Genomic DNA, 24,274 nt, shown 5'->3' with positions numbered 1-24,274 from the left:
TTCATTACCTCCACCGTTTCCGTTCAACCACTTGGATGCTGAATAGCAAAAAGAGCACCGCCACCGTCACGTAGTACATCACATCGGCTCCATTCAGCAATCCTTTGGTGAAACTGTCAAACCGTGCGGTTAGTGAAAAAGGTTCCAGCCATTGCTGTACCGCCGTAGATGCACCCGTCTGTCCACCAAACGAATCCAGCATCCAGAACACAAGTAAAATAATAAAACCGACGACCGCTGACATCATCTGATGCTGTGAAAGCGTCGAAGCGAATAAGCCGATCGCCATCATGGCTGCGCCAAGCATAAATAGACCGATCACAGATGTAAATACCAGTGTCCAATCCAGCGACCCATAAAAGGACATCACGACCGGATACGCTAGACTGCACAGCACTAATATGAGCAACATGCCCAGCGACGCCAAAAATTTACCCACGATCATTTCCGTCACACTCACAGGGGAGGTAAGCAGCAGTTCATCCGTACCTTGCCTGAATTCCTCCGCAACCAGCCTCATCGTGAGCAATGGGACGACGAACACCAGCATGGACAAGGTGTCACCGAGTACCAGCCGATAGTCCAGAATGCTAGGCTGATACATAACAAAATTTGTATAAAAAAGTAACCCCGTGAGCAGCATGTACACTGCAAGCGCAAAATAGGTCGTTGGTGTCCACAGATAGGCTTGCAGCTCTTTTTGACAGACCGCGAACAAACGCCTCATGACCGTTTACCTCCTGTATCCTTATCTTCTTCAGCCTTATCGTCGCTGGACGCAGCTTCTCCATGCTCCACCGTAATAGCCGTAGGTGCTGAAGTCTCCGAGGAATGTAGGTCTTGTACTGCTGGATCGCCGACCTGACCTTCTCCCGTCTCGCGGGTCGTTAACTGCTGGAAGATATTTTCCAAGCTAAGGCTTTCTTTTTTCATCTCCAAAATCGGAAGCTTCGCATCAGACAGCACATAAAATAGTTCTTCGCGAAAATCCTCACCGGAGGCTCCTGTGAGTAGCAATCCGGTCATATCTGGCTCTGCGGCGGTCAGCTTCGTGTTCGCTGGAGGCAGCGTGGTCGTCATAGATTCAACCTCTACTTTTCCCCAAGTACGAAGGACATCCAGCACCTGCTCACGCTTCCCTCTGACCTCTACCTTCACCTTGAATCCATCTTCCATCGAACCGCCGAGCGCGTCAGGGCGCCCATCCATGACCAGTTTCCCTTCATGGATGATGAGAACACGATTGCATAACGCATCCACCTCAGGCAATATATGCGTGCTAAGCAATACCGTATGATTTTCGCCAATCTCCTGAATGAGCTGACGAATCTCCAAAATCTGATTGGGGTCCAAACCCGAGGTCGGTTCATCCAACACCAGTAAATCCGGGTTATGAATAATCGCACCTGCCAGTCCCAAGCGCTGTTTATACCCTTTGGACAAACTGCGGACTAATTGTTTTTCCCGCCCATTCAGTCCTAGCCTGGAAATCATCTCCGAAATACGCAGCTTCTGCTCTCTCGCAGGCACGTCCCGAATACTAGCTACAAACTTCAAATAGGATCTTACGGACATATCCTCATACAAAGGGGGAGTCTCCGGCAGATAACCGATTTTGGAACGGGCCTGTCTACCCTTATCCTGAATCGGGATACCATCAATCGTAATCACTCCCTCGTTGGGTTGAAGATACCCTGTAATCATGCGCATCGTCGTCGTTTTACCCGCACCATTCGGCCCGAGGAAACCAACAATTTCACCGCGCTGCATTTCAAAATCCAGCTTATGTACACCCCGGTTGCCCTCATACCACTTGCTCACCTGCTGCACTTTGAGCACATGTTTCACCCTTTCTTTTATCGTATTGATAAATCATTTCGAACTACACACATATCAAAAGAATTCCATAGCGATAAGTTCGGAAGCCCAAAACCTTCACGAAGCGGCCTCCTCCTACTTCCCTCCCACCTAAAATGTTGCATCAGTAGCGGGTAGCAGCGGAGCGGAGGATTTGGAGCTGGAGAAGCGCCAGCGATCGGAAGACCAAAGCCTTCGCGAAGCGGTCTCCCCGCACCTCATGCTACACTTTTAAATTCTAATGATAATCCCCCACATATAACTCCAGCTTAACGTCACTTAAATAGAAGCTTAAAATAATGTGTCTGAAATGTGAACATGAAATTACACATCTACCCTCGGAAACTTGTACGGTTCGCTAAGGTATGGATTTGCATCTACTATCATTACAACGTGTGAAGGGAGTGTATAAAAGCGATGAGTGTATTGTTTACCAATCTAGTTTCTAACGGCGACTTCGAGATCGGATCAACCCTTTTTTGGAGCTCTGTCAATGTGACTGTCACTAACTTATCTGTAAAAAAGACAAACTTTTATAGTGCGATCCTGGCAGGAGGCGCAGTAGATGCATCTCTTTCCCAGGTCGTTTTTGCTGCACCAGGCGAAAGCTATACGTTAAGCCTTTCAGCTGCAAAAATAGGAAGCCTGTCCAGTCCTCAAGTTAACATTTTTCTGTATTACTATGACGCAACTTTTAGCTTCCTTGGCACGGGGCTAACTACCTATTTGAGCGCAGGCACATTGCCAGACGCTGTGAATGGGACATGGCAAAGCCTATACGAAGTAACAGCTCCTGTACCAGCCAACGCAGCCTTTGCCTTTTTGATTATTAGTAAAAATGCCTTGGCTAACACCGCTGATGTAGCTATTGATGCCGTTGCTCTTGTCAAAGCAAGTGCAGCTGGAGCTGTGGGTCCAGCCGGACCTGCCGGCCCAACTGGTGCTACAGGCGCTAGTGGCGTTACCGGACCTGTCGGGCCTACTGGCGCCACGGGTGACACTGGTGTTACCGGACCTGTCGGGCCTACTGGCGCCACGGGTGACACTGGTGTTACCGGACCTGTCGGACCTACGGGTGCTACGGGGGACACTGGCGTTACTGGACCTGTCGGACCTACAGGCGCCACGGGTGACACAGGTGCTACCGGACCTGTCGGACCTACGGGTGCCACGGGGGACACAGGCGCTACCGGACCTGTCGGGCCTACGGGCGCTACGGGCGACACAGGTGTTACTGGACCTGTCGGACCTACGGGTGCCACAGGTGACATAGGCGCTACCGGGCCTGTCGGGCCTACGGGTGCCACGGGCGACACAGGTGTTACTGGACCTGTCGGACCTACGGGTGCCACGGGCGACACAGGCGTTACCGGACCTGTCGGACCTACGGGTGCCACAGGTGACACAGGCGCTACCGGACCTATCGGGCCTACGGGTGATACCGGGCCTACAGGGCCGACTGGACCTACTGGACCATTCGGCCTTGGATTTACCGGACCTGTCGGGCCTACGGGTGCCACGGGGGACACAGGTGCTACCGGACCTGTCGGGCCTACGGGTGCCACGGGTGATACAGGACCTGCTGGACCTATCGGGCCTATCGGGCCTATCGGCGACACAGGCGCTACTGGACCTGTCGGACCTACGGGCGACACGGGACCTACAGGGCCGACTGGACCTACCGGACCGTTTGGATTTACTGGCCCGATTGGGCCAACAGGAGACACTGGTCCACAAGGACCGATTGGACCTACCGGACCTACGGGGCCGACTGGACCTACGGGGCCTACCGGACTCTAACCTCCTTTTCTACCACATCATGTTTAAGCGATGTACCATACCTTATCGACAAAGCCGCACAGCATGTTAAAAGCTTTGTTATCCTTGCCCTGCCGCGATTGTGGCAGGGCTTCTATAAATCAGACCTCTTTTAAATCCAACTTTATGTTTGACCTGAACCCTTAGATGGTTCCCAAAGGAGTGATGCTCAATTGATCAGTATCAGCCTGTGCATGATCGTCAAAAATGACCAAAATACGATTGGCCGTTGCCTGGAATCGGTCCATCCTATTGTGGATGAAATCAACATCGTGGACACAGGTTCACAGGATCGGACCATTGACATATGTCGCAACTTTACGGATCGAATTTTTCCATTTGAATGGGTAGATCATTTTGCCCTTGCACGTAACTACTCGTTTGAGCAAGCTACGCAGGAGTACATTCTCTGGCTTGATGCCGATGATATTTTGAAGGAGCAGGATGCCGTCAAGCTGCTTGAGCTGAAGCAAACCCTTGATTCCTTAGCCGTACCAACCGTCGATTCCGTGTCTATGAATTATCATTATGGCTTTGATGATCATGGCAATGTCACCCTACATTTTCGCCGAAACCGCTTGATCAGAAGGTCAGCCGGATTCCGTTGGCACGGAGCCGTGCATGAGTACCTCGCCGTAGACGGGAATATTCAACATGCCGATATCGCCATAACTCATACCAGAACACATACGGTCTCTCCAGGAAGAAATCTGCGAATTTATGAGAAGTTGCTCGCCCAAGGTCATGCCTTCTCTCCTCGTGACCTCTACTATTACGCTAACGAGTTAAGAGATAATGAAAGATATGAGCAGGCCGTGCAGGCTTACCAGAATTTTCTAGATACCGGACAGTGCTGGGTAGAGGATGCGATTAGTGCATGTAGCAAAATGGCCGACTGTCTGCAACAACTTGGCAAGCTGGAGCAAAGTATTACAGCGGCTCTCCATAGTTTGACCTTCGATACGCCCAGGGCAGATCTATGCTGTCGGATAGGTCATTATTTTTTGCATAAAAATGAGATCTCCAAAGCTATTTATTGGTACGACATGGCTACCACTCTGAATCCTCCCGACACGATGGGCCCGGTACAGGACGCGTACCAAACGTGGTTTCCTCATATCCAGCTATGCATTTGCCATTTTCGGATGAAGGATTACACACGTGCGAATTGGCACAACGAACAAGCTGCAATGTACGTTCCCAACGACCCGCATGTCCTGCATAATCGGCAATTTTTCAGCTCAATCCTGAATCCTCCCCAATAGAGATGTCTCCCATACTCACCCCTCAATCTTTAAGTAAGTCAAAGGAGGAGCAAGCGGAATGCAACAATCGAATCGGTACAAGATAGCTGTCTATGCCATTAGCAAAAATGAAGCCCGATTCGCCAAACGCTGGATGCACACCATGCGTGAAGCCGATGTTGTCATTGTAGCGGACACCGGCTCTACAGACGATACTGTTTCCCTGCTACGCGAAGCGGGTGCAGAGGTGCATCGTATCGAGGTAACTCCTTGGCGTTTTGACAAGGCTCGCAATGAGTCCCTACGGCTGGTCCCTGACGATATAGATATTTGTGTCTGTACGGATCTGGACGAAGTCTGGGAGGAAGGTTGGCGGTCGCGGCTGGAACGTAACTGGAAAGAAGGAACTACCCGGATGCTATATGCCTTTACGCATGGACAGCCTGGGCAAGATACCGTTTATACATGGTTCTGGAAAGAAAAAATACACACTCGTCACGGTTACCGCTGGGTACGCCCGGTTCACGAGGTGCTTGAATATATCGGGGAGGGTGAAGAACGTAGCATTCGATCCGATCAGCTCCGCTTGTATCATGATCCCGATCCGCACAAATCCCGCAGCCAATACCTTCCGCTGCTGGAGCAGTCTGTGCGCGAGTTTCCCGAGGATGACCGCAACATGCATTACTTGGGGCGAGAATATATGTATCATGGCCGCTGGGATGAGTGCATTACTACACTGCAACAACATCTTGCCATGCCGCAGGCACGCTGGGCAGATGAACGCAGCGCTTCGATGCGCTTTATTTCTAGAGCCTATAAAGCAAGTGAACAATGGCAGGAGGCAACACGTTGGTTATACCGGGCTATTGCGGAAGCGCCGTATTTACGTGAACCTTACACGGAAATGGCTCAGCTGGCCTATCATACACGGAACTGGTCCGCCGTCTATCATATGGTTGAAGAAGCGTTGCGTATTTCAACACGACCCGATACGTACATGCAAGAAGATTTTTGCTGGGACGCCACACTGTATGATCTTGGTGCCCTCGCTTGCTACGAGTTAGGACTTTTACACAAAGCTTGTGAATTTGCGAGAGAAGCAACAGAGCACGCCCCGGACGATTCTCGCCTTAGCCATAATTATGCGCTAATTCAATCCAGGCTTCCATAGGAACCCACACCCCGTCCTGTAGGTTGAATAACTTGGTATAGGAGCTTGTGATTGGCAAAGGAGGTTATTGAGATCAAAGTTCTATTTACTTTTTATATACCGAGCGGCGGCGTGGAAACCTTGAACCGCCAACGCTGTAAAGTGCTCATGCAGGACGGGATTGAATGTCATCTTCTCTATTATCAGCAGGGTACGGGGATGCAAAACCTGAACGGCGATATTCCTGTGTTCATGACTTCATCTGAAGAAGAAATTCGAATGCTGGTAATTACTAATCGCTATGATGCAATTATCGTCTCATCGGATTATCCTATGCTCGCCAGACTGCGAATGTTGGGCTATCAGGGGATATTAATCTATGAATCGCAGGGCTTTGGTTCTCACGAAGAGGCTGCTTGGGTTGTCGCGGATGCTGTTCCGTATCTTCAAAGATATGCCAACGCGGTGCTCTTGCCCAATACAACTCATCTGGTGCAGCTATTTACCAACACGTGTCCATGGCTTAATCGTTATGTATTTCCCAACGTACTGGATACCAGCGTATTTAATTATGTACCTAACACTCCTCCGACCAATCCGGTTATTGCATGGGTTGGGCGGCTGGAGCCCAATAAGAATTGGAGGCATTTTATCGACATTTCTTACTGGATGCTACAAAATCGTGCGGATCTTCGGATTTGGATGTTTTATGATGACACATTGTCACAGCCAGAGGATAAAATACAATTCGAAAAAATGCTTACTCAGCTCGGCATGTCCTCAGTAATCGAGCGTTTTCAAAGCGTGCCTCATGCCCAAATGCCTCTGTATTATTCCATGATTGGCGACTCAGGTGGCTACCTGCTGTCGACTTCGCTGGTGGAGGGATTTGGCTATGCGGTAGCTGAGGCGATGGCCTGTCGTTGCCCCGTATTAAGCTCTGATTCAGACGGAGTACGGGCATTCATTGACCACAACGAAACTGGTAAATTTTATCAGCAGGGAGACATCTTACAGGCGATATTGCAAGGACTAGACCTGATGAACAACGTACCTCAACGCGAATCTATCCGCAGGAAAGGGCTGGAGCGAATCGTTAGTCTGTTGGCACCGGATAAATATGTGCGCTCCTTCAGGCAGATGATGAACACGCTGGGTGTGAGGTAACTAAAAAACAGCTGACGACAACCCTTTTTATATACGGGTCATCGTCAGCTTTTACTTGCCTTTTTATTATGGAATATTGGAATCTATCTAATCTTTAGTAAGCGGTCTCCTGCATGAATATCCTTGGGATCTTCAACTAAAATATCCGTGTACACGGCTGTATTGGTTACAATGACGGATGTGGTAATATCATATCCTTCATCCTCTATAGCTTTGGGATCGAATTCAACCAGCTTGTCCCCTTTTTGAATCGTATCCCCTTCAGACACAAAGGAAGTGAAATGTTTTCCTTTCAAGCTGACCGTATTAATCCCAATGTGAATGAGCAGTTCAACTCCATCCTCAGAAATAAGCCCGATAGCATGCTTGGTTTTGAAAACGGTAACAACAGTTCCGTTAAATGGCGCATAGGCTACTCCTTCTTTCGGAATAATTGCGGCCCCCTGGCCCATCGCACCGCTGGAAAAAGCTTCATCTTTTACTGCAGTTAAAGGAATCAATTCACCGTGTAGAGGACTGAATACCGCTTTTTCTTCTTCTTTGTTTTCATCTGCAATTTTAATCTCAGACGCAGGTTTTGCATTTTTATAACCGAAAAGATAGGTCAAAATAAATGCGACTACAAAAGCTACAACCAAAGATATAATAAAGCCGATGAAACCTGCATCCATGCCTTTTGGATTAATGAATAGAGGTATACCAAAAATGCCGCCTGAAGCAAATCCATATGCCGTTGAGCCGAGTAAGCCTGCAGCAGCTCCTCCTATACCTCCAGCGATCGAGGCTAAAATAAATGGTTTTTTGGCGGGTAAAGTAACCCCGTAAATAGCTGGTTCAGTAACCCCCATCAAACCCGCAATTGTGGCAGAAGTGGCGATAGGTTTTAATTTAGGGTCCCGTGATTTCAAAGCGATGGCAAATGCCGCACCTGTTTGCGCAAAAGTCGTACAGAAAAGCATACCGTTAATCGGATCAAAACCGTTCGTAACTACATTATTCAGGAGAATTGGAATGAACGCCCAATGCAGACCGAAGATAATAATGCCCTGCCAGAATCCGGCCAGAACGAGGCCAGCTACAGCCGGACTTAACTGGTAAATCCACATAGAGCCTTTGGCTAACCCATCGCTGATTATAGTTGCTATCGGTCCGACAACCAGAAAAACAAGCGGTGATATGATGAGCAAGGTCAGAAAAGGCACCATGAACATTTTAATGGAGGCAGGTGCAAACTTACTTATCATTTTTTCGACCTTTGCTGCCAAGAACGCTCCAATAATGATAGGTATAACAGAAGAAGTATAATTAATCAGAACGACAGGTATGGTCAAAAAGGACAGCGCCGTTTTATCCGTAAAGGCGGAAGTAATAGTCGGGTACACCATCGCTGCTCCCAAAACGGCAGACAGATACGGGTTTCCTCCAAATTTTTTACCTGCCGAAAACCCTAGAATAACCGGAAAGAAATAAAACATTGCGTCTGCTGTCGCATATAAAATTTTATACGTGCCCATCTGATCAGTCATCCAGCCCAGGGATGTGCATAAGGCCAATAGTCCTTTTAGAATCCCCACAGCAGCGAGCACACCCACAACGGGCATAAACACACCTGAAATTACATCGACAAATCGGCTGAATAGGCTCGCTTTTTCATTCTTTTGATCATCTTCAACCATTTGATCTCCATGCTTTACTCCCATTGTATCCAGAAGAGCTTCGTATACTTTGGGAACCTCATTCCCAATGACCACCTGAAATTGGCCACCACTTTCCACGACGGTAATGACACCGTCAATCTGCTTGATCTTTTCTTTATCTGGTAATTGATTATCCTTCAATTTGAATCTCAATCGAGTGACACAGTGAATGACACTGTTCACATTTTCATTTCCGCCCACGGCACTCCATACTTCTTTGGCTGTTTTTTTATGATCCATCATGTTCACTCCTTCTTGGATGCGCTTTCTATTTTTCTATTCGTAGTAGCTGGATGTGCTATAACTGCGACAATTACGGCACTGATCCCGCCTGCAAGTTTACCCACGATCATGGCAATCACCATATTCTTGTCCATTCCTGCTACAAAGCCAAGATGTCCCCCCAGAACGAAAGATCCACTGACAGCAAAAGCAATACTAATCACTTTGCCTCTGGGCTCCATCTCTTTGACTAAAGTGAACGTAGGAATGTTATGAGCAAGACTAGCCACAAGACCAGCAGTAGCCGATGGATCTATGTTTAGCAAACGTCCTGCCCGTTGAAGCGGATTTTTAAATATTTTTGTAATCCAAGCAACCAACGGAAACGCACCCGCCAATACAATAGCAATCGTTCCAACCGTTTGCACACCGACAGACAACGGAGCCATATTGGGAATAATCACAAATCCAGTTAAGGTTTCGACCCCAATCGCTGCCAAACCGACAAGGGATAGAAGCCTAATGCCGTTACCAAACCACTTGAACAATCGGATCGTAAGCTCCGTAAATAGACGTAAACCCAGCATAATGATTATTGAAAGAAGCATGGGAATAATCAGATTTTTTAAAATCATTATCACGTCAAAACCAGCGGTTATTCCCCCTATGAAACAACCAACGGGAATTGTACTAATACCGATCAAGATACCTTTTGCAAAATATGGATGATCCTCTTTTTCCAAAATGCCGAGGGCAACCGGAATCGTAAATACGAGCGTTGGGCCAAACATGGTCCCTAGAAAAACCCAGGAAAACACGCCCGCTTGCTGGCTGTGCGCCATTTCCGCCGCAAGTGCGTATCCTCCCATATCTACCGCCAATATCGTATTAGCAAAGGATGCCGGATCGGCACCTATTGCCACATATAACGGTGAAACAATGGGAATCAACCATGAGGCGAGTACAGGAGCCAAGGAAACAATTCCTATCATGACCAGAGCAAGAGAGCCCATGGTCATGAGCCCATTGTTGAAGGCTTGTCCCAATCCCCAGCGATTTCCCAAGCACTGATCCAATGCACCTAGCACTAAAAAAAGAGCAATAACATACATGACAATATCGTTAATGGACATCCTGTTGCCTCTTAATACACATGAACTTTATGATTTTCTGCGCTGTCATAGGTGTCGAATACAAGCTGAAGGGTCTTGATATTGTCGTGACCACTCGTTTGAAATTCTTTTCCTGTGTTGAGACAATCTATAAAATGAGCCTGTAGCTTTTTATGGCTTTCCTCATAGTTTAATTCAGTCTTTTCAACCAATACTTTTTCGACTCCCTGATTATTAATGAGAGATAATTTACCTGTGTTATACAGTTTTAGGGTGGCCTCATCGCCTTCAATCACCAGCTGTTCTTTATGATCGGGAAGGACCTGCTCTGGAAGCTGCCCATTCAGTTCCCTACGAGTCGCCCAGCTCATGTCCATAAGACCAAAATAATGTTCATAACCTAACATGATAATGCCCGTGTCTTCTCCCTGTGTGTATGGGCTGACCCGCTTGGTTTCCGCATACAAACGCTGAGGTTCACCGAATAAGAAACGCCAAGTATCCAGCCAATGAACTCCCATTTCATAAAACAAGAGCTTGGGCATATCTCTGAAAAATGGCTGCGGCAGCTCTTTTTCCGGAGCAAACCTCGGCGAATAAAAATCGGTATGCGTATAACGTATAACATTCATATTCCCAACAATATTCTCTGCCAGCAATTTTTTTATAATTTGAAAAGGTTCAAGCCAACGCCAATTTTCGGTCACCATTAGTCTGACTCCTGCTGCTTCAGCAATACTTACCATCTGCTCGGCTTCCTCCACAGAACGTGCAAAAGGTTTTTGGCACATAATATGTTTTCCGGCTGCGGCCGCCAGTCTAACCAGTTCCAGATGTGTCTCAGGAGGTGTAATAATGTCCACGACATCAATATCCGCTTCGCTTAGCATCTCCTCCAGGCTGGTATAACAATATTCAGTAGGGATATGGAATTGAGCTGCTTTTTCAAAAAGTAAGCCTTTATTTCGATCACAAAATCCTGTGATTTCTGCATCCGAGATAAACTGCCATGCTTTTATATGTTTTTCCGACCAATATCCCGTTCCAATAACGCCGATTTTCCACATGTTGCTTCACTCCATCCACGTTCTTCTCTGTTTTTATTTTGTTCCGATGATGACAACATCACTTTCAAAGCTGTGCATGTCTAGCACCGATTGATCCTTTTGGACGGACACGTCGGTTTGGGCAAAACGCTTCCCGGCTAAATCAATCGTTGTAAACTTGTAATCCTGCACGTTGATACTTAGTCGTACCTTCGTGTTAAATGGGACATACAAGATCATGGAATTCTCGTTCCCCGCAGCTCTGATTTCCTCTGTCTTGTTTAAAACAATATCTAGCGGCTTTACGCCAATCAGGTTATACATTTCAAATAAATATTTAATAAAGGAATAATCCCACGCACCTTCAAATCGCAATGCTGTTCTCCAATCATAGGGACTATCGAATCCTTCCCCTTCTACAATGCCGAATTTCTTTCCTTTTTTGTGCCAGCTCCAAATCCCATGCGCCCCGTAGGTGATGCCCGCTCCCCCGCCCGCAAGGAGGCTTTGCCATGCCGCTTTTCTGGCATCCAGTGCAGTGTATCTGCCATACATATTGCGGCTATAACTAATTTGTTCATAACATGGCTCTCCATTAATGACAGGCCGTATATCTGGCTTATGGTAGAAATGTTGAGCAATCTCGTGACCCACATGCTGAAACTCGGAATTATGTCCTGATTGATACATATAAAATCCAAGACCCTTGTGTTTCTCAAAGGCTGGAGGAATTTCTCTCAATCTCCCTTGAATATGCAGCGTAGTTAAGCTTGCAGGGCTTAATTGTTGTACAATTTCCAGTGCTTTTAAATAATAGGAATTGGCACGTTCGGTCGGAAAATCACTATCCCCGCTAATCAGAAAAATAGGATCAAATGGAGAAAAACGGTTTACGACGTATGTTACATAGGGTTCAACGCATTTAAACGGCATTTTATTACCCTTTTGGAACATTTCAGCCCATGTATCCGGCACATAGTTACACCACAACAAAACCAGTGCTGGAACAAATCCACGCTCTATAGCCATTTTCAACATGATTTCTGCCCGGTCAAAATAAGCTTCGTTTAATGTATGGTAGTCAAAATCCCCATTTTCCAGTAATGCAAACGGCTGTAGGTTCAGATCCGATTCACTTGCGTCCCATTGTCGGAGCATGTTGATTTGCAACACATTGAAACCTTGCATCTTCCGATAGTCAAGATAATCGCTCCACTCTTCTATCGTAGCGTTGGTAAATACACTCCAAACCGTATCTGCCAAATAAAAAAACGGTTTTTCCTCTTTTGTAAAACTTCTTTGATTTTCAGCCATGTTTAAACTCAAATGAATCACCGTTCCTCTCTTGCTGTATTCCCAAAATCACCTAAACAAAACTAAATAAATAACTAAATTTATATGATTATTTCGCAAAATAAACTAAATTAAAGCGCTTTACACTTGAATATTAACACTATAAATCATAAATGGTCAACAAATTTTTATTTTTAGTTATTTAGTTTAGTTTAGTTTATAAACTAAACTTTCTTGCAGAGTAATGATATAATTTATGTAGTTTAGTTCAATAGGGGGTTCCACATTGAAAATTGATGATATTGCAAGGCTTGCAGGTGTTTCGAAATCTGCTGTCTCTCTTGCTTTTAATAACAAACCCGGAGTGAGTGAAGAAACCAAGGAGCAAATTCTAAAAATAGCCCAAGAGCATGGATATAAACCACGCACCATGAAGACAAGCAAGGAAGTTATTAAAAATCATCATGTGATACGCTTTGTGGCCTGTAAAAATACAGACATCGTAACAGAACATTATGATTCACTTCCATTTTTCAATGAGTTAATTCATCATATTACCAATCAGGTGAGAGAACATGGAAACACCTTGATTTTTTCGTCTTTTGATAGCCATAGCCTCGAAGAAGAATTATCTGCTTTGGAAAAAGATCAGCCTTCTTCAGGCATACTTCTGCTCGGTACCAATTTAACTTCTGAGATTATTCATTCCATACAATCCATTCATTCCAATATTGTGATTCTGGATACTTGCTTTGAACACGTCGATGCCAGTTTCGTATCTATTAACAACTATCTTGGTGGGTATCAGGCAGGCCAATATTTAATTCAGTCAGGACACAGAAAGATAGGATACGTACAATCCAGTACGAGGATTCTTAACTTTACAAAACGAAAGGAAGGGTTTATTGCGGCTTTAGAGGAGCACAATCTTTCCATAGAAAATGGGCTTACATTTGATATGCATCCCATGCTTGTGATGTCACAGGACGTATTTAAAACAGCTATTCATGAACTGAATGAGCTACCTTCGGCCCTATTTTGTGAAAATGATTATATGGCGATCAGTGCCATTAAAACGTTTCAAGAAATGAACATTCGAGTGCCTGAGCAAATTTCCGTCATGGGATTTGATAATATACATGAAGCCAAGGTGATTAGCCCGGAACTCACAACCATTCATGTGAAAAAGGATATTTTGGCCCGAACTGCTGTAAACTTGCTTATGGAGAGGCTTAACAATCATCAGGGGCATCATACTCAGGTTCTTGTGAATACGGAGGTTATTCAAAGAAGATCTTGTGTAGCCTTGAAATGACCTATGATCATTGGTTTATTATTGCTTGCTCTCTCTATGATTTTAGAATAAAGCCGCCATGTTGGCGGCCTTTTCTATTTTCGGACTCCATATTGGACATTTTCAATTTATCGTCATTCGTTGAAATCTTCCTCTGTCAAATCCATATTTACGCTCGCAGCAGTTCGACTGCCGTCGGCCGCGGCAAAAATCAACTGGGAAGGCATGAAGTACGATGAATCCCCGGCAGCATATACACCAGGTATGGAGGTTCTCCCCGCTTCATCCGTCTTGATCCCACCCGACTCCGTTCTTTCACAGCCCAAACGTTCTCCAAACGGTGCACTTTGTACAAACTGGGGAGACACAAAGCCGCCGACCCTCGGGACTTGAGTGCCATCCGTAAAGCGCACATGCTCCAACTTTCCATTGTGACCGATGAACGCCGCAACAGGTTGCACCATTACGATGATTCCTTTAGAATAGAGCCGTTCTTTTTGCTCGTCCGACAGGGATGCCTGACCATTCGTACAGACGATCAAATCCTTACTCCAGTTAAGGAGTAGTTTGGCTGTATGAAATATAGCTGCCGATTCAGAGACGAGAACAAGCGGTTTATCCCGCAACTCCCAGCCGTCGCAATAAGGGCAATTAAATAAACTTTTCCCGTATAACGGATAAAAACCTTCAATCTCGGGGAATATCTCCTTTACGCCCGTCGCCAATATCAATTTCCGCGCTTGAACGCGATGGCCTGACGAATCAAGTACCTCAAATCCAGATTCGTTTTTTGTAATCGAAACAACCTCGGTTTGCAGATGATGGACAGACGGATAACGCAACACTTCCTCATAAGCTACACGGCGGAACTCGGCCGGCGTTACGCCGTCTCTCGTAATAAAACCGTGCGACGCATGCGTAACCGCATTTCTGGGCCGATTATTATCAATCAAAGCCACACTTCTTCTGGCCCTGCCAAGCACGAGGGCTGCATTCAATCCGGCGGGCCCTCCGCCAATAATAGCGCAATCGTACAGCATAACACCCAACTCCTTTTAAAAGATATTAAAGATTCTTTATATCTATGATAAAACAAAAAAAACTCTATACATAACTGGCAACCACCCTCTTTCTATATAAAGTCGCTTACTTTGAAACTTGCGTTTGCTTTTGCGCCAAATCGGACAATTTCGTATTTTTAAGATGTCGTTCCATTTTCTCCTCTGCTTCCCTCATTACAACTTGAATCAGGCACTCGGAGCCGTGGACAAAATCACATTCAAACAAAGAATTGGTTCCTTCAATGGCATGGATAATATCCAAAAAGGTAATGTCCTCTTTATGACGAGATAGTCGATAGCCTCCATTGGCTCCAGAAACCGATTCGATCATCCCAGCCTTCACAAGCCTTGTCAAAATTTTCGAAAGATAAGTTGGTGAAACATTTTGGGATTCGGCTAGTTGCTGAACACCTACCGGCTTCACCGACGAATCCGTAACGAGCATGAGCATAGTGTGCAGAGCATAATTCGTTGCTTTTGTAAATTTCATAACTACACCTCAATCAAAGACTTATTGTATCCACTATATCCCCGAATCTGCTAGTGTGTCAAGGTCATCTAGCATTCAGGCTGCTGTTAATCCTTCTTTTGGTTACGCTCTAACCGTTGTATACTGTTCATCAGAACAGCTAAGAAAGGGGGCTCGTTGTGCGTATTTTTGATATTCTTCGTATATTGGTTGCAGAACAGATGGTCAAAGGAGAACACTTGGCAAATGCATTGAAGGTATCTTCTCGAACGATACGAACGGATTTAAAGGAATTGGGTGCTCTGTTGTCAAAGCATGGAGCAGCAGTTAAGCCCCTTAAAGGAACAGGATACAAGTTAGAGGTTCGGGACGAACAAGCATTTCATCATCTACTGAAGCAATTAAAGGATTATGATCATCATGTGCCCTATCCATTAGCGAGTTCTTCTGAAGCTAGAAACCGTTTTTTAATGAAAAAGCTATTGCTTACCAATGCATATGTCAAACTTGATGATTTAGCCGAGATCCTGTATGTTAGTCGATCTACTTTACAGAATGACCTCAAAGAACTGCGCAAGTTACTGGCAACTTACGGACTATCTCTGGAGAATAGACCCTATCATGGTATTCGAGTCAAAGGTAATGAGGCCAAGCTGCGTTATTGCATTTCCGACTATATATTTAACAGGTTAGATGAAATAGGCGAGCAGCAGGTGTCCCCCCCTCTTCTGATCTCTAACGAAGAGATGGAATTCATAAGAGAAGTGATTCTGGATCGTATTGAGATCCATGATATTCAGTTGTCGGACATTGCCCTGAACAATCTGGTCATTCATATCGCTATAGCATGTAAGCGTATTCGCGAAGAAAGGTATGTGTCGTATTATCCGCAAGAGATGAAAAAAATTGAAGCGCAGAAAGAGTTTAGGGTGGCGACTGAGATCGTATCCGCCTTGGAACAAATCATGAAGCACTCCTTTCCACTTGTTGAAGTTGCGTACATTGCTGTTCACCTGTTGGGTGTAAGGACCGTCGTTAGTGCCCGTATGGATGAGGTGGAGATTAAAAAGATCATTGATAAAGATATCTACGAACTGACTATCGAAATACTAGACCAAATTGATCAGCAGTTGAAGATGAACATTCATAACGATCAAGAATTGCTAATTGCATTTTGCCTTCACCTCAAACCGGTGATCAACCGTTATCAATACGGAATGAATTTGCGTAATCCTATGCTGGATGAAATCAAAGCCAATTACCCGCTTGCCTTTGAAGCAGGTATCATTGCTGCGGAAGTCATCAAGCAGCGGCTTCATATACACATCGAGGAAAATGAAATTGGGTATTTAGCCATTCATATCGGAGTCGCGATGGAAAGAAAGAAAATGGAGGACGCGCCCAAAAGATGTATGATCGTATGTGCTTCTGGACTCGGCAGCGCTAAGCTGCTGTATTATAAGCTTCAATCGGTCTTCGGTTCCAGGTTGGATATCGTAGGAACCACTGAATTTTATAAGCTGAAACAAATGTCGTTGGATACATTGGACTTTGTCATTAGCACGATCCCCATTTCAGAACCACTTTCTATCCCCATGATCCATGTGAATACATTTTTAGGCGGTTCCGATATTACTAAAATTGAGCAAGCCATTTCTGAGGCCAGACTTCCTGCTGTGCAGTATGTACGAAAAAAATTGGTCTTTCTTCAGCAGAAGTTTGAGAACAAGCTCCAAGTGCTTGAATTTATAGCCGAAAAAATACACGAAGCAGATCTTGTAAAAGGCCCCCTGCTGCAATCTGTAATAGAGCGTGAAGCCGTTTCCCCCACTTCATTTGGCAACTTGGTCGCGATCCCGCATCCGATGGAACCTTTCGCAGATTCTACGTTTTGGGCCATCTGCACATTACAAAAAGCTATCGACTGGGATGGCAAGCCGGTACAGTTTATTTGTATGCTCTGTATACAGCGCACCAAATCAGAAGATTTACAGACTATGTATCATATTTTGCTTGAAATTTTAAATAATGAACAGCTCGTCCAGCAGCTTATTCGCTGCAAATCATATACAGAATTCATAGAAGTGTTGCACAAAAATGGTTGAACACAAGGAGTATGTGAACAAAGGAGAAATCTAAAGCCTACAGGGCTGGGGTTTCTCTCTTTTTATATTTAATGATAAGACTTCAACTAGAAAGAACGATTTATTTCCGTTAAGAAGAGGAAATAATGTGCGTTATGTTGAAAGCGATTCCAAATTATAATAGCCATACGACGAGGATGATTGAAAGGAGAGAGGATCACGTGAATAATGATGAATCTACAGAGCACGACGTGAACATGGAGGACATGGATGATACAGAGATTGTATTCCAAATTATATTATACGCAGGGAATGCGCGCAGCTCGGCCATGGAGGCGATTGAGCTTGCAAAGGCGGGGAAATTTCGGGAAGCCAAAGATGAATTAGCCACAGCAAAAAAAGAACTGGTGTCCTCCCACAAAATTCAAACCAGAATTATCCGCAATGAAGCAGCGGGTGAAAAAACAGAGATGTCCGTCATGATGGTACATGCTCAAGATCATCTGATGAATGCCATCACCATTCGCGATATGGCCTCAGAGTTTGTAGACCTGTATGAACGCATTGATCAATTCGTACCGAAATCGTAGAGGGAGGGACGCTATCCCATGGCATTCAAAGACAAACTGGTCGATGGCCTCACATCAGTAGCAAATGCAATCAATAATTTTAAATATATTATAGCGATCAAATCAGCTTTTATCACATTGATGCCTGTTATTATTGTCGGTGCCTTTGCTGTATTGATTTCTAATATGGTCATGGACCCGGTCAATGGTCTTGCGCATTTTAAGCCGTTCTCATTCCTGGCTGAGTACAAACCGATTTTCTCGGGCATTAACTATGCCAGCTTGAATATCCTTACCATTCTGGCTATTTTCATGATTGGTCTGGAGCTAGGAAAAATTAACGGTGAGAAAAATCTCTTCCCCGGTTTGCTTGCTTTAATCTGTTTTATCTCTGTGACACCAACCACGATAGAGTTGATGGTTAACGGTGACATGCAAAAAGTAACAGACGTCTTAGCCCGTCAATTTACGGATACCAAGAGCTTGTTTTTAGGTATTTTCATAAGCATCCTATCCGTTGAGCTGTACAGTAAGCTGGGCAAGTCCGATAAGCTAAAAATCAAAATGCCTGAAAGTGTTCCCAGCAATGTGGCCGTTTCTTTTTCTGCATTGATACCAACCATCATAACGGTGACAGTCTTCTCAATGCTCGGATTTTTCTTTCATAAGTTTACAGGTCTCTACCTGTACGATGCCGTCTATAATGTGGTGCAAAAACCTCTGGAGACCGTAGTACAGGGACTGCCAGGTATACTGGTGCTGATGCTGGTTGCGCAAATCTTCTGGGTGATCGGTATTCACGGGAACCAAATGGTAAAGCCCATTCGTGAACCCCTGCTGCTTGGCGCGATTACCGTCAACATGACTGCTTATGAGCAAGGACTGCCCATTCCGAACATTATTACGATGCCTTTCTGGGACGTGTACATGAGTATCGGTGGTTCAGGGATTACGCTGGCCCTCTTGATTTGTATTATGATCGCTTCCAAGCGTGAAGATATGAAGGAAATAACAAAGCTTTCATTGGGTCCGGGTCTGTTTAATATTAATGAGCCTGTCATTTTTGGACTTCCGATTATGTTGAATCCATTGATGGCTATCCCTTTCATTATTACTCCGCTCATCACAGGAACGATTGGTTACTTCTCGACGTTGCTTGGATTTGCAGGTAAAGCCGTCGTCATGGTTCCATGGACTACTCCGCCTATTATTAATGCCTACCTGTCTACAGGTGGAAGCATTGGCGCCGTCGTAACTCAGATCATTTGTATTGTGGTAGCCATTATCATTTATTTCCCGTTCGTCAAAATTGCCAACAAGCGAACGGCTGAATAATGCGTTACTATAGAAATACATCAATAATTGAAAACGCATTCTTTATACAATGAAAAGGAGAAACATGTCATGGCTAAACATACGATACAAATTCCGTCGAATTTCATCATGGGTGCAGCGGCTTCCGCTTGGCAGACAGAGGGATGGAGCGGTAAAAAAGAAGGTCAGGACTCATACCTAGACCAATGGTACAAAAATGACCGCTATGTCTGGCACAATGGATATGGACCCGCGGTTGCAACCGACTTTTATAATCGTTATGCCGAGGATATTGCGCTGATGAAGCAGATTGGACTAACCCATTATCGTACTTCTATTAATTGGTCCCGCTTCTTAACGGATTATGAGAATGTAGTGGTGGATGAAGCGTATGCGGATTATATGGGCCGGGTCATTGATGAGCTGATTGCAAGCGGAGTCGAGCCGATGATTTGTCTGGAACACTATGAGGTACCCGCTTATTTGCTGGACAAATATGAGGGCTGGTCCTCCAAGCATGTAGTGGAACTGTTTGTAAAATATGCGGAAAAAGTGTTTGAACGGTATGGCGATCGGGTCAAGCACTGGTTTACGTTTAATGAGCCCATTGTTGTACAAACGCGTGTCTATCTAGATGCCCTCCGCTATCCCTATGAACAAAATACGCGGAAGTGGATGCAATGGAACTATAATAAAACGCTGGCTACCGCGAAGTGTGTACAGCTTTTCAAAGCAAAAAACTATAGTCAGCACGGGGCTAAAATAGGCGTTATTCTGAATCCCGAAGTCACGTATGCCCGATCAAGCGCCCCTCATGACCAATACGCGGCGCATGTGTATGATTTATTTTACAATCGAGTATTTCTGGACCCGCTTATTAAAGGCGAATACCCACAAGAATTATTCGATCTCATGGGCAAGCATGATATTACATTTGAAGCTACAACGGAAGAGCTGACCGTGATTAAGAAAAATACCGTTGACTACGTCGGAATCAATCTCTATTATCCCCACCGGGTCAAAGCGCAGAGTAAAGCGTGGAATGAAAACACCCCCTTTCACCCCTCTTACTACTATGAGCATTTTGATCTTCCGGGTAAAAGAATGAACAAGTCACGGGGCTGGGAGATTTATCCGAAAATCATTTACGATATGGGAATGCGTATCAAGAACGAATATCACAATATCGAGTGGTTTGTCGCGGAAAATGGTATGGGCATTGAGAATGAAGTTGCTTTCAAAAATGAGGAACACATTATTCAGGACGACTATCGTATTGACTTTATAACTGAGCATTTATACTACACATTACAAGCTGTAGAAGCGGGCTCCAACTGTACAGGTTATATGCTGTGGGCCTTTACAGACAACGTTTCTCCCATGAATGCTTTTAAAAATCGCTACGGACTGGTGGAAATTAACCTAGACAATGATCGAAGTCGGCATTTGAAGAAATCCGGCTACTGGTATCAAGCTGCTATCAAGGAACGCTCGTTTGTTGCTGATCTGGATGAAGAGTATAAGTAGTTAAAAATGAATTTCTGGAGGCGCTCAACGATGAAAAAAATTATTCTGGCATGTGCTGCGGGTATGTCCACATCTATTTTGGTTTCTAAAATGAAAAAAGAAGCAGCAGCAAGATCCATAGAGCTGAACATCGAAGCCATCCCCGAAAGCACCATTAAGGAAGAGCTGGAAGTCATTACAGATTCTGTGATTGCTATTTTGCTCGGACCTCAAGTACGCATGCGTAAAAAGGCAGTAACCGAAATTGCTGCTCCCTATAGCATTCCTGTAGATGTCATTGACACGTTGGCTTATGGTAGAGGAAACGGTGCAGCTGTCCTAGATCAAGCCTTGAAGCTGGCTGGCGAGAACATCTAATTGCTATTCAAATGAAAAAGAGGCTGAGTATTTCCTCAGTCTCTTTCTTGATATCCGCGCGCTTTTGATCACATACCTTCTTTGCCTGAGCCCATACTACTCACATACGTTTCCTGTAAACCAGCAGAAATGCCGTATAGCGGTTCCCAACGAAGCCAATGTCTGGCGACTGCGTTACTAAGACAGCTATGGTGAATATCTCCAGCTCGCGCCGGTGAATATACAGGGCGGACAGACGAACCGTGCAGCTTTAGTAAATCGTAGGCCAGTCGATTGATAGACGTCGTTCGTCCCGTACTTACATGTACTGTGCGTTGATCCGCTGCATGAATAGCCGCCATATTCGCTCGAACGACATCCTTGACGTACACAAAGTCGCGGGTTTGTGTCCCATCGCCGTGAATGAGCAAGGGGCTTCCTTTTTTCAGCCGCTCCATAAAGAGAGCGACTACACCACCCTCTCCCTTCGCAGCCTGACCGGGACCATACACATTTCCATAACGCAAAATCGTGTAGTTCATTCCGTACAGCCGATAAAAAAGTCGAATATACGATTCTGCGGTCAGCTTGGACAGTCCGTAGCCTGAAATCGGCTCCACGGGATCGTCTTCCTGTATACATTGCTTTTGTAGCTCTCCATATACACCGGACGTGGACGCAAATATAAATTTTGACACACCCGCTTCATGACAAGCCTGCAACATATGAATCGTCCCCAGTACATTCACATCCGCGTCCTCATCGGGTTGATGAATGGATTGCTGCACATCCGCCTGTGCGGCCAAGTGAAACACAATATCCGGGCTTTCCCGAATCAGCAGCGTCCTAGCTTCAGAGCTGCGAATATCCGCAATATGCATGACTGCGCGCGGGTCCACATTTGCGATATTCCCGGTCGTCAGATTATCCAGCACATGCACTCTGATGCCCGAATCAGCAAGCGCACGTACCAGCTGAGAACCAATAAATCCGGCTCCCCCGGTGACCAAAGCCTTCACTAGCTCACCCTCCTTTTGAACCGAAGCATATGACTTCCCTTCGCATCATGTTATGCGACTCCCTATAGCTTGGCGCAGGCACAAGCACAGTCCGAAGACAATCTATAATGTGTCTCTGGAATCTCACCACCTCAGACATGCAGCCTGACATTTTCCAGCATATAACGCCACATCTCATCCTGACCGTTCCATATATCCTCAGGCGGTAGCTCCACTGAAACCAGCCGCTCCAATCCCCAATCCAGCTCCGTCACACCATCAGTCCCTGTATAATCCACGTATAACAAGCGAAAATCGTGTGTAATCCTCTGCAATAACACATCATGTAGTTCCACCGCTTGCTCCCGACTGCCCCCGAGACGAACCAGTAGCAGACGGGACGCAAGCGTGAATTGATCTAGTAGACGTGCGATGCGGCGATCAAGCGTCGTTTTGAATGCGGGGTAGGAAGTCAGCTGCTCCGATGTATTCTGGCTAACCGGAAAATGGTGTGCCGCTGTAATCCCATAGTTTGCATCCTCGACCATGAAGTTATGCTCGCCGTAATCGTGCCCCGTGACACGCAGACTCTCAACATCCATAAAACCGGCAAAACGGGCGTCCAGCAAGCGACTGACCTGTGACAAGTTACCGGAAATCATCCAGTCCAGCGGACCCGCATAGGGACGCAGTCCGTTTTTATCCAGCTGAATGGAAGGCAAGCAATGTCCACCCAGACTGAATGCAGCATCATAATCCCCCTGCAACCGCTCAAGCACGACGCCCTCCCCTTTCCGAAGACAAGGTCATCCCTTTAAAAAGAGTACGCCAGTGCGGATCACTCTTGTAATTCCATACATCGGCAAAAGGCATTTCCACTGCGCATACATGTGGAAGCTGCCAATCCACCTCCGTCAACTCCGTTACACCGGAACAATTCACCACCAACAAACGAAATTCATTCGCTACCATGCCTGACAAAATACGTTCCAGTTCCTCTACTTCTTCATAGGTTCCCAGCATACGGACGAATAAGCTGCGCTTCGCCATCTGTGTTTTTGCAAAAAAACGTTCGATACGACGGTCTATCTTTTCCCTGAACTCGGGATAGGTCACCAGATCTGAGGACGTATTGCGTTCCTGTGGAAAATCATGCACCGAGATCACATTATAAGCGATATCTCTGACCATATAATTCAGTTGGCTCGTACCAACGACACTTAAATTGGGCAAATCCATAAATCCGGCAAACCGTTTTTCTAGCAAGCGGTTCACATCGGACAGCGTGTCAGACATCATCCAATCCAGTACCCCGGCAAACGGCCGCAAACGGTTCTTTTCCAATTGAATGGCAGGTGTACAGTTTTGTCCCAGACTGAAGACCGCTTCATATTCCCCTGCCAGCTGTGCGAGTCTCATAGCCGTGCCTCCTTTTTTAATACGCCCCTTCCCTCAGCGACCCTTCTTCTGTAGTCGAAAAGGGACTTCAGGCCGTAGTATGTTCCACTCTACATTACATGCACAGCACGGCGAAAAGGGTTGGACACCAATGCGCTTTTTGTCAAAGAGGCGTACAACTATCCAGTCCAATCCCGGTTATTTTTCATATCATATTAAGGCTGGTAACCTAACGGAATTCAAGGAGGCATCATCATATGTCCGTGTTTCTTTTAACCGTCGATCACCATCTCGCTTACCACAGCGCCCATATAGAAAGCTGCCATGTGACCTTTTTCAATCGTGAAAAGAGAGCCGTCGATGTGTTGCTGGAAATGGGAAATGACAGTGGCGTTTTCCGACGGCAGCTCCTTCGATTGAGCCCTTCTCCCGAAGCTGGCTCCGTGCTAGAACTCAAGGATATGGAGACCGCCCAAAATCCTTTTTACCTGCGAGTGGTGACGAGTATTTACAATCCGGAAACGCTGTTTATCCTGGCTGAATTTTTGGAAAACGGGAACATTGTCGCTAAACGTACAGCCAGTCATTTTACCGTGACGCCCTAATGAACGGGCA

At 45.7% G+C, this 24,274-nt stretch carries 22 protein-coding genes; 11 read left to right on the top strand and 11 right to left on the bottom strand.

The genetic code is table 11. The features are described 5' to 3' along the window. Positions 1 to 4: 4 nt before the first annotated feature. Together G9G54_RS18500 and G9G54_RS18495 are read right to left on the bottom strand one after the other, a co-directional pair. Positions 5 to 727: an ABC transporter permease gene (locus tag G9G54_RS18500; RefSeq protein WP_165179145.1), complete on the bottom strand. Its 723-nt coding sequence runs from the start codon at positions 725 to 727 to the stop codon at positions 5 to 7. Then, complete coding sequence (locus G9G54_RS18495) at positions 724 to 1,839, bottom strand: ABC transporter ATP-binding protein (RefSeq protein WP_238808214.1); 1,116 nt, start codon at positions 1,837 to 1,839, stop codon at positions 724 to 726. The genes G9G54_RS18500 and G9G54_RS18495 overlap by 4 nt, the downstream gene beginning before the upstream one ends. A 435-nt stretch (positions 1,840 to 2,274) precedes the next feature. Between G9G54_RS18495 and G9G54_RS18490 the strand changes: the two genes are divergently transcribed. The 4 genes from G9G54_RS18490 to G9G54_RS18475 all read left to right on the top strand — a co-directional run bounded on the left by G9G54_RS18490 (position 2,275) and on the right by G9G54_RS18475 (position 7,239). Further along, entirely contained in the window at positions 2,275 to 3,657 is a 1,383-nt protein-coding gene (locus G9G54_RS18490; RefSeq protein WP_165179144.1) for an NTTRR-F1 domain, read from the top strand. A gap of 191 nt (positions 3,658 to 3,848) precedes the next feature. Next, a complete protein-coding gene (locus G9G54_RS18485) occupies positions 3,849 to 4,940 on the top strand; it encodes a glycosyltransferase (protein WP_165179143.1) in 1,092 nt (363 codons plus the stop codon). 58 nt (positions 4,941 to 4,998) lie between these two features. Next, positions 4,999 to 6,093: a tetratricopeptide repeat-containing glycosyltransferase gene (locus G9G54_RS18480; RefSeq protein ID WP_165179142.1), complete on the top strand. Its 1,095-nt coding sequence runs from the start codon at positions 4,999 to 5,001 to the stop codon at positions 6,091 to 6,093. A 51-nt stretch (positions 6,094 to 6,144) separates the two neighbouring features. After that, positions 6,145 to 7,239 carry a glycosyltransferase family 4 protein gene (locus tag G9G54_RS18475; RefSeq protein WP_165179141.1) on the top strand — a complete coding sequence of 365 codons (1,095 nt, stop codon included), beginning with the start codon at positions 6,145 to 6,147 and terminating at the stop codon, positions 7,237 to 7,239. A gap of 83 nt (positions 7,240 to 7,322) precedes the next feature. On the opposite strand, the gene G9G54_RS18470 is transcribed toward G9G54_RS18475, so the two are convergent. Genes G9G54_RS18470 through G9G54_RS18455 form a run of 4 tightly spaced genes read right to left on the bottom strand, consistent with a single transcriptional unit; the run spans position 7,323 to position 12,651 of the window. Continuing rightward, entirely contained in the window at positions 7,323 to 9,176 is a 1,854-nt protein-coding gene (locus tag G9G54_RS18470) for a beta-glucoside-specific PTS transporter subunit IIABC (protein WP_165179244.1), read from the bottom strand. Positions 9,177 to 9,181: 5 nt separating this feature from the next. Continuing rightward, positions 9,182 to 10,291 (bottom strand): ethanolamine utilization protein EutH, encoded by a 1,110-nt coding sequence (gene eutH / locus G9G54_RS18465; RefSeq protein WP_165179140.1) that lies wholly within the window; start codon positions 10,289 to 10,291, stop codon positions 9,182 to 9,184. Positions 10,292 to 10,302: 11 nt separating this feature from the next. Then, positions 10,303 to 11,337, bottom strand: coding sequence for a Gfo/Idh/MocA family protein (locus tag G9G54_RS18460; RefSeq protein WP_165179139.1), 1,035 nt, complete (start codon positions 11,335 to 11,337; stop codon positions 10,303 to 10,305). 33 nt (positions 11,338 to 11,370) lie between these two features. Beyond that, on the bottom strand, positions 11,371 to 12,651 hold the full coding sequence (locus G9G54_RS18455; protein ID WP_165179138.1) for an apiosidase-like domain-containing protein: 1,281 nt from the start codon (positions 12,649 to 12,651) through the stop codon (positions 11,371 to 11,373). A gap of 244 nt (positions 12,652 to 12,895) precedes the next feature. Here G9G54_RS18455 and G9G54_RS18450 point away from each other — a divergent pair, with 244 nt between their 5' ends. Continuing rightward, positions 12,896 to 13,924: a LacI family DNA-binding transcriptional regulator gene (locus tag G9G54_RS18450; protein WP_165179137.1), complete on the top strand. Its 1,029-nt coding sequence runs from the start codon at positions 12,896 to 12,898 to the stop codon at positions 13,922 to 13,924. Between the two features lie 113 nt (positions 13,925 to 14,037). Here G9G54_RS18450 and G9G54_RS18445 read toward each other — a convergent pair whose 3' ends face one another. Together G9G54_RS18445 and G9G54_RS18440 are read right to left on the bottom strand one after the other, a co-directional pair. Further along, complete coding sequence (locus tag G9G54_RS18445) at positions 14,038 to 14,943, bottom strand: NAD(P)/FAD-dependent oxidoreductase (protein ID WP_165179136.1); 906 nt, start codon at positions 14,941 to 14,943, stop codon at positions 14,038 to 14,040. 106 nt (positions 14,944 to 15,049) lie between these two features. Continuing rightward, positions 15,050 to 15,454: an Rrf2 family transcriptional regulator gene (locus G9G54_RS18440; protein WP_165179135.1), complete on the bottom strand. Its 405-nt coding sequence runs from the start codon at positions 15,452 to 15,454 to the stop codon at positions 15,050 to 15,052. A gap of 158 nt (positions 15,455 to 15,612) precedes the next feature. Here G9G54_RS18440 and G9G54_RS18435 point away from each other — a divergent pair, with 158 nt between their 5' ends. From G9G54_RS18435 to G9G54_RS18415, 5 genes are all read left to right on the top strand, one after another. After that, entirely contained in the window at positions 15,613 to 17,538 is a 1,926-nt protein-coding gene (locus tag G9G54_RS18435; RefSeq protein WP_165179134.1) for a BglG family transcription antiterminator, read from the top strand. A 245-nt stretch (positions 17,539 to 17,783) separates the two neighbouring features. Then, positions 17,784 to 18,107 carry a PTS lactose/cellobiose transporter subunit IIA gene (locus G9G54_RS18430; protein ID WP_238808257.1) on the top strand — a complete coding sequence of 108 codons (324 nt, stop codon included), beginning with the start codon at positions 17,784 to 17,786 and terminating at the stop codon, positions 18,105 to 18,107. An 18-nt stretch (positions 18,108 to 18,125) separates the two neighbouring features. After that, a complete protein-coding gene (locus tag G9G54_RS18425) occupies positions 18,126 to 19,421 on the top strand; it encodes a PTS sugar transporter subunit IIC (protein ID WP_069290287.1) in 1,296 nt (431 codons plus the stop codon). Positions 19,422 to 19,490: 69 nt separating this feature from the next. Then, positions 19,491 to 20,927: a glycoside hydrolase family 1 protein gene (locus G9G54_RS18420; protein ID WP_165179132.1), complete on the top strand. Its 1,437-nt coding sequence runs from the start codon at positions 19,491 to 19,493 to the stop codon at positions 20,925 to 20,927. Between the two features lie 30 nt (positions 20,928 to 20,957). Further along, positions 20,958 to 21,284, top strand: coding sequence for a PTS sugar transporter subunit IIB (locus G9G54_RS18415; protein WP_165179131.1), 327 nt, complete (start codon positions 20,958 to 20,960; stop codon positions 21,282 to 21,284). 68 nt (positions 21,285 to 21,352) lie between these two features. Here the strand turns inward: G9G54_RS18415 and G9G54_RS18410 are convergent, their stop codons facing one another. The 3 genes from G9G54_RS18410 to G9G54_RS18400 form a co-directional block, all read right to left on the bottom strand. Continuing rightward, positions 21,353 to 22,282: an NAD-dependent epimerase/dehydratase family protein gene (locus tag G9G54_RS18410; protein ID WP_165179130.1), complete on the bottom strand. Its 930-nt coding sequence runs from the start codon at positions 22,280 to 22,282 to the stop codon at positions 21,353 to 21,355. A gap of 131 nt (positions 22,283 to 22,413) precedes the next feature. Beyond that, entirely contained in the window at positions 22,414 to 23,040 is a 627-nt protein-coding gene (locus G9G54_RS18405) for a DUF1796 family putative cysteine peptidase (RefSeq protein WP_165179129.1), read from the bottom strand. Further along, positions 23,033 to 23,680: a DUF1796 family putative cysteine peptidase gene (locus G9G54_RS18400; RefSeq protein ID WP_165179128.1), complete on the bottom strand. Its 648-nt coding sequence runs from the start codon at positions 23,678 to 23,680 to the stop codon at positions 23,033 to 23,035. The genes G9G54_RS18405 and G9G54_RS18400 overlap by 8 nt, the downstream gene beginning before the upstream one ends. A gap of 236 nt (positions 23,681 to 23,916) precedes the next feature. Here G9G54_RS18400 and G9G54_RS18395 point away from each other — a divergent pair, with 236 nt between their 5' ends. Then, entirely contained in the window at positions 23,917 to 24,264 is a 348-nt protein-coding gene (locus G9G54_RS18395) for a hypothetical protein (RefSeq protein ID WP_165179127.1), read from the top strand. The last annotated feature ends 10 nt before the right edge of the window (positions 24,265 to 24,274 follow it).

This window comes from Paenibacillus sp. EKM212P, from assembly GCF_011066115.1.
Classification (GTDB): domain Bacteria; phylum Bacillota; class Bacilli; order Paenibacillales; family Paenibacillaceae; genus Paenibacillus; species Paenibacillus polymyxa_B.
The sequence above is the reverse complement of the archived record's forward strand: the minus strand, read 5'-3'. Positions and strand labels throughout refer to the sequence as shown.